13 protein-coding genes are annotated in these 12,954 nt (G+C 37.5%); all 13 read left to right on the forward strand.

What is annotated here, in order from left to right; translation table 11 throughout:
* Positions 1 to 101: 101 nt before the first annotated feature.
* The 13 genes from EA772_RS00515 (at position 102) to EA772_RS00575 (ending at position 12,850) form a co-directional block, all read left to right on the forward strand.
* Positions 102 to 575 carry a T9SS type A sorting domain-containing protein gene (locus EA772_RS00515; protein ID WP_238533755.1) on the forward strand — a complete coding sequence of 158 codons (474 nt, stop codon included), beginning with the start codon at positions 102 to 104 and terminating at the stop codon, positions 573 to 575.
* A gap of 78 nt (positions 576 to 653) precedes the next feature.
* Positions 654 to 1,265 (forward strand): fumarylacetoacetate hydrolase family protein, encoded by a 612-nt coding sequence (locus tag EA772_RS00520; RefSeq protein WP_124910774.1) that lies wholly within the window; start codon positions 654 to 656, stop codon positions 1,263 to 1,265.
* 3 nt (positions 1,266 to 1,268) lie between these two features.
* Positions 1,269 to 3,002 carry a M23 family metallopeptidase gene (locus EA772_RS00525; RefSeq protein WP_124910775.1) on the forward strand — a complete coding sequence of 578 codons (1,734 nt, stop codon included), beginning with the start codon at positions 1,269 to 1,271 and terminating at the stop codon, positions 3,000 to 3,002.
* Between the two features lie 209 nt (positions 3,003 to 3,211).
* Positions 3,212 to 3,676, forward strand: a complete 465-nt coding sequence (gene bcp / locus EA772_RS00530) for a thioredoxin-dependent thiol peroxidase (protein WP_124910776.1) — start codon at positions 3,212 to 3,214, stop codon at positions 3,674 to 3,676.
* A 57-nt stretch (positions 3,677 to 3,733) separates the two neighbouring features.
* Positions 3,734 to 4,579: a transketolase gene (locus tag EA772_RS00535; protein ID WP_116170757.1), complete on the forward strand. Its 846-nt coding sequence runs from the start codon at positions 3,734 to 3,736 to the stop codon at positions 4,577 to 4,579.
* Positions 4,580 to 4,656: 77 nt separating this feature from the next.
* Entirely contained in the window at positions 4,657 to 5,616 is a 960-nt protein-coding gene (locus EA772_RS00540; RefSeq protein WP_010602830.1) for a transketolase family protein, read from the forward strand.
* 202 nt (positions 5,617 to 5,818) lie between these two features.
* Positions 5,819 to 6,379 (forward strand): RNA polymerase sigma factor, encoded by a 561-nt coding sequence (locus EA772_RS00545; RefSeq protein WP_010602831.1) that lies wholly within the window; start codon positions 5,819 to 5,821, stop codon positions 6,377 to 6,379.
* A gap of 33 nt (positions 6,380 to 6,412) precedes the next feature.
* The gene (locus EA772_RS00550; protein WP_124910777.1) at positions 6,413 to 7,063 is read left to right on the forward strand and encodes a hypothetical protein; all 651 of its coding nucleotides are present in this window, start codon (positions 6,413 to 6,415) and stop codon (positions 7,061 to 7,063) included.
* 8 nt (positions 7,064 to 7,071) lie between these two features.
* Positions 7,072 to 7,512: a hypothetical protein gene (locus tag EA772_RS00555; protein ID WP_010602833.1), complete on the forward strand. Its 441-nt coding sequence runs from the start codon at positions 7,072 to 7,074 to the stop codon at positions 7,510 to 7,512.
* Positions 7,513 to 7,581: 69 nt separating this feature from the next.
* Entirely contained in the window at positions 7,582 to 8,772 is a 1,191-nt protein-coding gene (locus EA772_RS00560) for an aspartate aminotransferase family protein (protein ID WP_168187448.1), read from the forward strand.
* A gap of 73 nt (positions 8,773 to 8,845) precedes the next feature.
* Positions 8,846 to 9,523, forward strand: coding sequence for a response regulator transcription factor (locus tag EA772_RS00565; RefSeq protein ID WP_124910778.1), 678 nt, complete (start codon positions 8,846 to 8,848; stop codon positions 9,521 to 9,523).
* A 57-nt stretch (positions 9,524 to 9,580) separates the two neighbouring features.
* Positions 9,581 to 10,885 carry a HAMP domain-containing sensor histidine kinase gene (locus tag EA772_RS00570; protein WP_124914947.1) on the forward strand — a complete coding sequence of 435 codons (1,305 nt, stop codon included), beginning with the start codon at positions 9,581 to 9,583 and terminating at the stop codon, positions 10,883 to 10,885.
* Positions 10,886 to 10,948: 63 nt separating this feature from the next.
* Positions 10,949 to 12,850: a 7TM diverse intracellular signaling domain-containing protein gene (locus EA772_RS00575; RefSeq protein ID WP_124910779.1), complete on the forward strand. Its 1,902-nt coding sequence runs from the start codon at positions 10,949 to 10,951 to the stop codon at positions 12,848 to 12,850.
* The last annotated feature ends 104 nt before the right edge of the window (positions 12,851 to 12,954 follow it).

The following is a 12,954-nucleotide window of genomic DNA, read 5'->3' on the forward strand; positions in this document are numbered from 1 at the left end:
TTAATTTCTTTGTTTTTAATTAATACATTTGCTTTATAAATTTGATGAAACTCTACCAAATAACGTTGCTCAAAAAAATTATATGCATTTTTTGCATTGTTTTGGGGTGCAGTGTTAATTCTTGGGCACAGCAGGCTGATAGTATTCATATTAGCTTAAAAAACAGAGTAAAAAAAACCAGTAGAATTCCAGAAATTAAAGCAAATATTCAGCCTTATAAGCCGTTATTTGGTACTTTCGGGTCATCGGGCATGTTCAATACCTATTCAGGTACTGCAAAACCTTCAACCATCGCTGCCACTAAAGATAAATTATTAACTATTGTTAAAATTTATCCAAATCCTGTTGAGGAGCAATTAAATATTATCTTATCTATCGGAAAAGATGGTACACAAACTACCATTAAAATTATCGATTTATTAGGCAATGAAGTGGTAACGCTGGCTAATGAAAGATTGAACGCCGGAGAGCAAACCAAAAGCTTTAATATTCCTAGCCGTTTAAATGCCGGCATTTATTTTTTGCGTGTAATGGCAGGCGCTGAAAGTCAGGTAAAACGAATCTCAGTTTTATAACACCGTTTTCTTTTCTATTTTTGGCTCTCTGAGATTTCTACAGATCTCTTTTCAGTTGTACTTCTAACTTTAAATAAAATGAAAATTATCGCCATTGGCCGAAATTATGCCGAACACGCAAAAGAATTAAATAATCCTGTTCCTACCACGCCGGTAATTTTCATGAAACCTGATACGGCTTTACTGAAAGATAATAAACCATTTTATTTACCTGATTTTTCTAATGATGTACATTATGAGCTTGAGGTAGTTTTAAAAATATGCAAAGAAGGCAAGCACATTGCCGAAAAATTTGCGGCTAACTATTATGATGAAATTGGTTTGGGAATTGATTTTACTGCCCGAGACATTCAAAGCAAACATAAAGAGAAAGGCTTGCCATGGGAACTGGCTAAGGGCTTTGACAGCTCAGCACCGGTGAGCATATTTTTGCCAAAAAGCGATTTTGAGGATATGTACAACTTAAATTTTGAATTAAAGGTAAATGGTGAAAGTCGGCAGAAAGGACATACTAAGGATTTATTATTCTCTTTTGAAAAGATCATCAGTTTTGTTTCTCAATACATTACCTTGAAAAAGGGCGACCTCATTTTTACAGGCACACCTGAAGGTGTTGGCAGAACCAATCAGGGCGATAAGCTGGAGGCTTGGTTAGAAGGAAAACAACTTTTAAATTTTGATGTTAAATAACGAATGATTAAAAATCCGATCCTGAATTTCCCTAAAATATCAACGCTACTTTTATATCTATTTGCCTTTAGTTTTGCTCAAGCTCAACAGATTTTTAGCACAAACCGATACCCCATTACCGATTTCCGTCAGCCATTAGACATCGTTCCTCCTGCCCTTGCCGGCTCTTTCGGAGAAATTCGTGGCAATCATTTCCACTCTGGTATCGATTTTCGCACCAACCAACGCGAAGGTTATCCTGTTTATGCAGTGGCCGATGGATACGTTTCTCGCTTGAGGGTTCAAAATAGCGGTTTCGGCCAGGCAATATATCTTAATCACCCAAATGGTTTCACTACTGTTTATGGCCACGTTCAACGTTTTTCGCCTAAAATAGCTGCCATTGTTAAAAACCTGGAGTACGAAAAGAAAACGTTCGAAATTGATGATTTTCCGGAGGCGACTTTAATTCCGGTACGCAAAGGAGAAATTATCGCCTGGTCGGGTAACCGTGGCAGTTCTGGTGGACCACATTTACATTTTGAAATCAGGGATACCAAAACCGAAGAAACCATCAACCCTCAGTTTTTTGGCATCGATATTCCTGATAATATCCCGCCAATTATCCATGGCTTATACGCTTACCGTTTAAATGGAAAAACATTTAACGAAAATACACCGAAACAAGCTATTGGAATCACGGGCGCAAACGGAAGTTATAAGGCTTTAACACCAATCAGTTTAACAGGTGAAGTGGGTTTCGGCGTGGTGGTAACTGATCGGCATAACGGACTTTCAGGAACAAATGGCGTTTACTCTATCCAACTGGAATTAGATGGAAAGATCATTTACACTTCAGCGCTGGAGCGTTTTGCTTTCGAGGACAGCAAAGCAATTAATTCTCACATCGATTATCCAACTTATCTAAATACTAAAAGAAGTATTCAAAAAAGCTTTGTAGATCCTGGTAATCCGTTAAAAATTTACAGTGGGTTAGTAAACAGCGGCAAAATCAACTTCAATGATGGAGCATCACATCAGCTTCGCTACATTATTACTGATTCAAAAGGCAATGCTTCAATTTTACCATTTACCGTTAATGCTGGTGATACACCAGTCGCTGCTGCAATAATCCCCGCGGGATTAATTTTTGCCTACAACAAAGCAAACGAATTTAACAGTGATGAAATTAAGGTGCTGCTTCCGCAAGGAACATTATACAACGACCTCAGCTTTGTTTATAAAAAACTTCCGAAACCTTCCGGAAATGCCTGGTCTAATATTCACCAAATTCACAACCGTTACACACCACTTCACGTTGGTTTTAATTTTTGGATTAAGGCCGATGCGCTTCCTGAAAACCTGCGCAACAAGGCACTTATTGTAAGTACTGGTGGTTCATCGCAAGGCGGAACATTCGAAAATGGATATGTGAAAGCCTCACCGAGAAATTTTGGCAGTTTTTATATCGCTGTTGATACCATTGCGCCAAGAATTAGTCCTGTAAATATTGCTGATGGGAAAAGCATGGCTGGCTTATCCAAAATGACTTTCAAAATCAGCGATAATCTTTCTGGAATAAAAAGCTTTAACGGATACATTGATGGAAAATGGGTATTGATGGAATTTGATGCGAAAACGGCCACCCTTTGGCACAGCTTCGATGATCGGACTGCATCAGGAAAACATAATTTCGAATTGGTGGTGAGTGATGTGAAGGATAATGTGCGCCGTTATAGCATCTCTTTCTTTAGATAAATCCTTTAAAAACATTTACGACTGAGATATTGAAGTTAGAACCTATTCCCTTAACGCCTTAATGTTGAGAAACCACTAAGACCTACATCTTTCTTACCCTAAAAAATATATTCGAAACAAGTTAAAGTCATATTTTATGCAAGTTTAAACAGTATAATTAGATAAACTGTTTAACTTGCAAAATCAATCATACCCATAAAAATAACTATATGGCAGAATTAAATGAGGGCGATCAAGCGCCAGCAATTACATCAAAAGACCAGAACGGCACTGAAGTTTCGTTAAGCGACTATAAAGGCAAAATCGTTGTATTATATTTTTATCCGAAAGATGATACACCTGGTTGCACAGCAGAAGCATGTGATTTCAGAGATAATTACCAAGGTTTACAAGCTAAGGGAATTGTCGTACTTGGCGTAAGTGTTGATGATGAAAAATCACACCAAAAGTTTATAACGAAGCACAATTTACCTTTCACTTTGCTGGCAGATACCGATCAGAAAATTGTAAACGACTATGGCGTTTGGGCAGAGAAAAACATGTATGGCAAAAAATATATGGGCACTGTCCGTACTACTTTTATCATTGATGAAGAAGGAAAAATCTCACATATCATCAAAAAAGTTGATACTAAAAACGCAACACAACAGGTACTCGATTTAATCAATAACTAATTATGATATAGCAGTTAAAATATTAACTTTGCTATGTAACAACAACCTTTTATTTTAATGAAACATACAATTAAAGAGCTAGAAGATATCGCCTCACAAATCAGAAGAGATATTGTTAGAATGGTTCACGGATGTCAATCTGGCCACCCAGGCGCTTCACTAGGCTGTGCAGATTTTTTTACCGCATTATATTTTGAAGTGTTAAACCACAAAACGGATTTCACAATGGAAGGTAAAGGTGAAGATTTATTTTTCCTTTCAAACGGACATATTTCGCCTGTGTGGTACAGTACGCTAGCACATGCTGGTTATTTTGAAAAAAGCGAGTTGGCAACGTTCCGTAAATTGGATTCGAGATTACAAGGACACCCAACTACGCATGAGCACTTGCCAGGAATCCGCATTGCTTCAGGTTCTTTAGGCCAGGGATTGTCAGTTGCTATTGGTGCTGCTTTAGCAAAAAAACTAAACGGTGATAATGCTCACGTTTTTGCCTTATTAGGCGATGGCGAATTACAGGAAGGACAAAACTGGGAAGCAGCAATGTTTGCCCCTTTCAACAAAGTTGATCATCTAATTGCTTCGGTTGATTATAACGGCCAACAAATTGATGGACCAACCAGTAAAGTTCTTGCTTTGGATGATTTACAAGCAAAATTTGAAGCTTTCGGATGGCACGTTATTAACACAGATGGTAATGATATGCAAGCCATAGTTGAAGGCTTACATTATGCTAAAACGTTAACCGGAAAAGGCAAACCAATCTTAAATTTGATGAGTACGCAAATGGGTGCTGGTGTAGATTATATGGTTGGCTCACACAAATGGCATGGCACAGCACCAAACGACGAGCAATTGGCTTCGGCATTGGCGCAATTACCAGAAACTTTAGGGGATTATTAAGCCCCGTTACCCCCTGAAGGGGGAGTAAATAACTTTTAATTTTAACTACAAATAAAGCCCCTTTAGGGGTTTGAGGTATGAAAAAATACACATATACAGAAAAAAAAGATACACGTTCAGGTTTCGGAGCTGGTTTACATGAAGCAGGAAAGAAAAATGAAAACGTTGTTGCATTATGTGCCGATTTAGTTGGATCGCTTAAAATGGATGCTTTTATTAAAGATTTTCCTGAGCGTTTTACACAAGTTGGTATTGCAGAAGCAAATATGATTGGTATTGCAGCCGGTATGACTATTGGTGGTAAAATTCCGTTTACCGGAACTTTTGCAAACTTTTCTACAGGTCGTGTTTACGATCAGATTCGTCAATCGGTAGCTTATTCAAATAAAAACGTTAAAATTTGTGCATCTCATGCTGGTTTAACTTTAGGAGAAGATGGAGCAACGCACCAAATTCTAGAAGATATCGGTTTAATGAAAATGTTGCCAGGAATGGTGGTTATCAATCCTTGTGATTACAATCAAACCAAAGCTGCAACTATTGCCATTGCTGAATATGAAGGCCCGGTTTACCTGCGTTTTGGTCGCCCGGTAATTCCCGTATTTACCGATCCTGATCAAAAATTTGAGATTGGAAAAGCCTGGATGGTAAACGAAGGAACTGATGTTACGATCATTGCAACTGGCCACATGGTTTGGAAAGCGATTGAAGCTGGCGAAAAATTGGCTGAATTGGGCATCGATGCGGAAATTATCAATATCCACACCATTAAACCTTTGGATGATGAGGCGATCTTAAAATCTGTAAAGAAAACTGGCTGCGTAGTAACTTGCGAAGAACATAATAAATTTGGCGGTTTAGGCGAAAGTGTTGCCCGTTTATTAACTACAGAGTTACCTACACCACAAGAATTTGTAGCTACTAACGATACTTTTGGCGAAAGTGGAACACCAGATCAATTAATGTCTAAATACGGCCTAGATGCAGTAAACATTGTTGAGGCTGTGCAAAAAGTAATTGGTAGAAAGAAAGCATAGGTTTCTGAATATCAAAAAGGAAATAGAGAACGGGGAATAGATAATAACTTTCTTTGCTATTGCAAGTTATTTTGAATTGCCCATTCCCTATTTCCCATTTACCAAACACGACTACATCTTTAGCATTACCTATTCCAATTTCCTTATTGTTACATTCTTCGCCCTAGCCTTTACGAACACCCCTCCTCTCTAAAAAATATAGATGAAACAAGTTGAAGATTCAGAAATTCTTGCAATGTTTGCTGTTGAGAAAACGCGTAATGAGGCTTTTAATCTTCTGCTAAAAAAATATCAACAAAAAATTTACTGGCACATCCGGCGTTTGGTGCTCAATCATGATGATTGTGATGACTTGCTCCAGGAAGTTTTTGTTAAAGTCTGGAAAAACCTGGATAAATTTAGAAGCGATTCGCAGTTATACACCTGGATTTATCGCATCGCGACCAATGAATCGATCACTTTTCTAAATAAACAGAAGCAGAAAAATAATACGCCACTTGATGAAGTGTCTTCAGAGCTGGCAGACAATTTAGTCGCGTCATCTTATTTCAATGGCGATAAACTGGAGCTCAAACTGCAAAAAGCCATCCTTACCCTTCCCGAAAAACAGCGTATTATTTTCAACATGAAATATTTTGATGACATGAAGTATGAAGAAATATCTGAAGTATTAGGAACGTCTGTAGGAGCATTAAAAGCATCATTTCACATCGCAGCAAAAAAAATTGAGGCTATTATTACAAATGATGAAATTGATTATTAAACCTTTTCCAAAAAATTGTATCATATATCCGTGATGAATGAAAATATAGAAGATAACGATTGGAAAAAGGATGCACCCTGCCTTGCTGCAATGGGGAAAAAGAACCCTTTTACAGTACCGGATCACTATTTTGAAGGTGTAACGGAATCGGTGCGACGGGCAGTATTTGTAGATGGATTAAGGCAACGCACAGCTGAGAATGCTTTTGAAGTTCCACAAAATTATTTCGAAGAACTTACCGAACGTTTAGAAACCAATGTAAGGTTGTCGGAATTGCCCGTAGCTGAAAACGCTTTTGGTGTTCCGGAAAATTATTTTGCCAACCTGGAAAATCGAATTGCAGCCAAAATAGAAGCAGAACAACCTCAAAAGGTTGCGAAGATTGTTCCACTTTGGAGGCGTGATATTGTAAAGTATGCCAGTGCAGCTTGTTTTGTTATCATTGCATCGTTTGGTGCTTATTTTTATCAAAACAGTACTTCTATACCCGTTGCGCAAACTCAGCCTGCAGAACTTGCCAACGAGCAAATGTTGTACGATATTGATGAAAGTACCATTATCGAACATTTGGAGGCCCAAAACATAAGCACATCCAAAACTACTTCTGCCTCAGATACAGAAATGGAAAACTATATATTGAGCAATTACTCTCCGAGTGATTTAACTCATGAATTAAATAACTAATTAAAAAAATGAAGAATTTATTATTCGTTGCTTTAATGTTCCTATTACCCACTACCCTTTTGGCACAACGACCAAAGGGCGAGGAAATCGAATCGTTAAAAATTGCCTTTTTCACTCAAAAACTAGATCTTTCTCCAGAAGAAGCTAAAGTATTCTGGCCAATTTACAACGATATGCAGACTGAGCAAAATGCGCTACGCAAAGAACGCATGCAAAAAATGATCTCTTACAGAAAGACTACAGAGATTGATAATTTGAGTGATGCTCAGGTTCAGAGTTTAATTACCAGTGAATTCGATTTTAAACAGCGAGACCTAAATCTCGATAAAAAATATTACAACCGTTTAAAATCCAGCTTACCAATTAAAGTGGTTGGAAAGTTTTACAGGGCACAAGAGGGATTTAAGCGAGAGTTGCTTAACCGCTTTAAAGGCGGACCAAAAAATTAGATACAAGGACTTGCAGCGATGCGGGTCTTTTTTATTTCAAAGGCTATTTGATTTCCGTACTTTTGTACCATGCTTACCCAACGCCAGTTGTTTTTACAACACAATGCACAAACCTCTCCCGAACCTTTAATGCTCGAATTTGTAAGGGCAAAAGGTGTTTACATTTATGATTCTTCTGATAAAAAACATTTAGATCTGATTGCTGGTATTGGCGTGAGCAACGTTGGCCACTGCCACCCAGCAGTTGTAGAAGCTATAAAAGCACAAGCTGAAACCTACATGCATTTAATGGTTTATGGTGAGTATGTACAAACGCCACAGGTTAACTTCGCCAAAGCATTGGCCGACATTTTACCAAAAAAATTAAGCTGCACTTACTTTTTAAATTCAGGAACAGAGGCGGTTGAGGGCGCTATGAAACTGGCTAAACGTTATACGGGAAGGAAAGGTTTTATCGCATGTAAAAATGCTTATCATGGCAGCACACAAGGTGCAGAAAGTTTGATGGAAAGCGATTTCTATTCTTCAGGCTACGGGCCGTTTTTGCCAAACGTAAGTTTCATTCAACATAACAATTTAGTTGATCTTGAAAAAATTACTGATGAAATAGCCGCTGTCTTTATCGAACCCATTCAGGGTGAAGCCGGAATTCGCGTTGCTGATTTGGAATACATGCAGGCGTTGAGGGCAAAATGTACCGAGACCAAAACACTCCTAATTTTCGATGAAATCCAATCTGGTTTCGGGCGAAGTGGTAAAATGTTTGCCTTTGAGCACTACGATATTGTTCCAGATGTATTACTTCTGGCAAAAGGAATTGGTGGCGGCATGCCAATTGGCGCTTTCATCAGTTCACTCGAAATCATGTCGGTTTTATCACATAGCCCTATTTTAGGTCACATGACCACTTTTGGCGGTCACCCGGTTTGCTGTGCTGCTGGCTTGGCTACGCTAAGAACCTTGGTCGACAATAAGATTGTTGATCAGGTAGAAGAAAAAGGACAACTTTTCAAAACACTCTTGAAACATCCGGCCATTATAGAAATTAGAGGTAAAGGTTTAATGCTGGCTGTTGAGTTTGAAAATTTCGAAATGAATAAAAAAATAATTGATGCCTGTATTTTGGATGGCGTGCTGTCTGATTGGTTTTTGCATTGCAGCAATTCCATGCGCATTGCGCCTCCGCTAATCATTACCAAGCAAGAAATTGAGGAAGCCTGCGAGATCATTCTGAAAAACATTAATTTAGTAAGCGGATAAAGGAACAAAGAATCAAGATCAAAGATTCATCTCAATCACTTAAAACTTATAACCTAACACTTACAACTCATTCATGAACGTACTCATAGTTGAAGATGAAAAAAGCCTGGCTTTAGAGATGGATGAATTTCTAAGTAAGGAAGGTTTCATTGTTGAACATGCCTGGAAAAAATCTTCTGCAGAAGAGAAGATATTCGTAAATAATTACGATTTCGTTTTACTTGATTTGGGTTTGCCGGATGGCGATGGTTTTGAAGTTTTGAAACAGCTAAAAGCAATTAAGGATCGGGATGATGCCGTAATTATCCTCACTGCTAGAAGTGCTGTCGACGATCGGATTAAAGGTTTGGACGAAGGTGCTGATGATTACCTGCCAAAGCCATTTTCATTGAATGAACTACTGGCCCGGATGCACGCCATCACCCGAAGAAAACACAAACTGGAAAAAAACGAAATCAATATTCATAATTTCCTGCTTAATATTCAAAACAGAACAGTTTCTTTTAGCGAAGAAAGGCTGAATCTTACAAAAAAAGAATTCGAGATTTTTAATTACCTGGTATTGAATAAAAATCGTGTGGTTTCTAGAATGAGTTTAACTGAACATGTTTGGGGCGACATTCTTGAAGTTAATTCTGATTCAAATTTTGTTGATGTGCATGTTAAAAATCTACGAAAAAAGCTTGCAGCAGTAACAGAAATCGACTGGTTCGAAACCGTAAGGAGTATTGGCTATCGGATTAATTGCTAAAAGTTTGTTATTGCTAACAAAATAGTGTCCATTTTACATTTTAATATCATCCATCAATTGAAGTTACAGGTTAAGTTTTCCTTATATAATGCCATCACTAAAATTGCGATTATCGTGGTGTTAGGAGGAATTATCTTGTTTTCATTGGATAAACTTGCCTTTAATCAGCTTGATAACCGTCTCATCAAGAAAAAAAACAAGATTATTGAACACCTGAATGATAATGAAATTGATAGCTTACTTAACAAAGAACAGTCTTTCACCGACTACAATATTTTAAAGGAAGAATTTATTGTTCTAACCGACATTGCCGATAATCAGAAATCAGCATCTGCCGACATATTCACCGAAAAAAGAGAAATTGAAGGGGATATTGAAGTGTACAGGATTTTAAATTATAAATTTTCTTACCACACCAATTGGTACAATTTAGAAATAGGCGAATCGATGACGGCTTTATCATCAATAAAAAATGCCATTCGGTTCTACATGCTAATTGTGCTTTTTGTTGCTTTGCTCATTACGCTGGTTACGGATTATTTCTTCTCTAATTTCTTGTTAAAGCCTTTCTATGCCATTATCGATAAAAAAATCAATCTTGTAAACGATCCTTCTCACTACAATTACGATAACATTCCAACCAGTACTGATGATTTCAAGATGCTGGACAATAGCGTTAACTCCCTGATGAAAAAGATTAACAACCTTTTCGCACTGGAGAAACAATTTATTGCCAATGTTTCTCATGAACTGCTTACTCCGATCTCGGTTTTAAGCACACGGTTTGAAAATATGCTCAATACGCCAGAAATGCCTGTGGCGCATGAAAATAAAATTTACGCTTCGCTAAAAACACTTAACCGCTTAAAATTGGTAATTAATAGCTTGCTGTTAATTTCTAAAGTGGAGAATAATCAATATCTGAAAACGGAAGAAATTAGTCTTAAGGAAGAAATTGAAGATATTTATGAAGATCTTGAAGATCGCATTGCAGATAAAAATATTGTTTTCAAATTAGCGCTGACTGAAGATTTTCAGTTTATAGGAAATAAAGCCCTGATCCATACCCTGCTGATGAATGTGATCAATAACGCCATCAAGTATAATATTGAAAAGGGATCCATCGAGATCAGTGGCGAAAAAAAGGAACATCGATATCATTTAACCATTGAGGATAGCGGCTTAGGAATGAAAAAAGAATTGCTTGAAAATGCCTTTGATCGTTTTAAGCGTGGAAATACAGAAGAAAACGGTTTCGGTTTAGGCTTGGCCATCGTTCAAAGTATTGCCAGATTTCACCATATAGAAGTTGAGATCCTATCTGAAGAACATAAAGGGACTTGTGTTTCGCTTATTTTTTAATATGAAAATCAGCTGATAGGCAAACTGGTTCTGCCATACACAAAATTGCTACCTTTGTAATTGATGCTGAACCGATTTTTTAATAAATTATTTTTATTGCTCCTCGCCATTTCACTGTTTTCCATCTCAGGATTAATGGCGCAACAGCCCGTTGAAATACAGAATGGTGTTGCTCAGCACATTTTTACTTTCAAAGAAATTGAAGTGCTGGAAGACCCATCAAATAAGTTCACTTTTGAGGAGATTAGAAGTTCAAAATTCGATCAAAAATTTAAAGCCAGTGCTACCAGCACACCTCAAACTAAAAATCTAAATAAAACTTACTGGTTCAGGATTAAGGTAAAGCCCAACGAAACTGTAGAAAAGCCTTTGATACTGGAATTTTTTGATCAAACAATCGATTACATTACTGCATATATTCCGCAAGCAGACAAAAGCTACAATTTAGAAACCCTCGGTGATGCCAATGCCTTTGATAAACGTTTAATCCACCATAAAAATTTTGAAATTCCAATTCAGAATGAAGGAAAAGAAAACCAGACTTACTATTTCAAAATACGCTCCTCACAGATAGCAGATGTGATTATTGTGCTTAGAACTGCCGAATGGTTCATTTCCTACGCGTTAGATGAATACTTCTATTTCGGAATTTTTTACGGAATGATCCTCGTATTCAGTTTTTATAACCTGATTATGTTTATTGCCATCCGGCAGAAGCAATATCTGTATTACGTACTTTATAACCTCAGTGTGGGCTTCTTCGAAATGAGTAGCGATGGGATTGCCTATCAATATTTATGGCCTAATGCGCCCGCCTGGAATCAAGTAGCTTACGCTTTTGCATTATGTGCAACAAGTATTTTCGCATTATTATTTACCAGGGAGTTGTTATTTGTTAAAGCGAAAGCACCAAAGTTAAATCAACTGATTGTTGGGATAATTGCTGCCCGATTAATCTTTTTCGCTTATTGTTATCTATTCGATCAAACTCTTTTCAGCTATAAGTTTGTGGAAGCTATTCCGCTTGCAGTAGCATTTTTTACAGGGATTTACATTTATAAAAATGGCTATCAACCTGCACGCTTCTTCGTGTTAGGCTATAGTTTTTTGTTTGTAGGTTTCACACTGAAATTTTTAATTATGCTTGGCGTAAGCTGGTTAAACTTTGGTGCCATCAGTTATTATAGCTTAAGTTTTTGTTTTGTGCTGGAGATGGTTTTCTTGTCATTTGCCATTGGAGATAAGGTGCGTTTGCTGAAACTTAAAAAGGATAAAGCGCAGCAAAAAATTATCAGGCAAATGGCGATCAATGCTAAGCTGAAAGATACCGTTAACCAGGAGTTAGAGACTAAAGTTGAAGAACGTACGCGTGAAGTTTACCATAAATCACTGATTATAGAAAGCAAGAACCAGGCATTGGAAGAGGTGAATGCACTACTTCAAAAGCAGGCTGAAGAAATATCAAGAATGAACGTACTGCTCGAACAGGACAACGAGCAACTACAAACCAGTGTCGAAAAGGTATCCCGAGATCGGGTAATGAACACAGAGGTAGATTTTGAGGAATTCAGCAAAATTTATCCTGATAAAGAAAGTTGCTATGAGTTTTTAGCAGAATTAAAATGGAGTAAAGGTTACCACTGCCGTAAATGTAGCAGTGATCATTACTTCTCCGGCCATATCTTACACAGCCGGAGATGCAGCAAGTGCGGCTACGAAGAATCGGTAACCACTTATACTATATTTCATAATACCAGAATTCCGATTAATAAAGCCTTTTATATGATTTTCCTGATTTATTCTTCGAAAGGAAAAATTTCTTCCCATAAATTATCAGAACTGCTTTCTATCCGACAAAGTACCTGCTGGACATTCGGAACCCGCATTAAAAAAGTAATGGATGACCGAAAGAAAACCCTCAAAAAAACAGGAAAAAATGGCTGGAGCCAGCTGGTAATCGAGTAAAATCGTTTATTATTAAGTCACATTCTTGTGGTATTCATCCCTTAAGCCTGAAAAAAATTTAGGTGCTAAAGCGTATCATATTCATTCCGCAGGCCTGCGCTACC

Origin of the sequence: Pedobacter sp. G11 (assembly GCF_003860265.1) — a bacterium.
Taxonomy (GTDB): Bacteria; Bacteroidota; Bacteroidia; order Sphingobacteriales; family Sphingobacteriaceae; genus Pedobacter; species Pedobacter agri.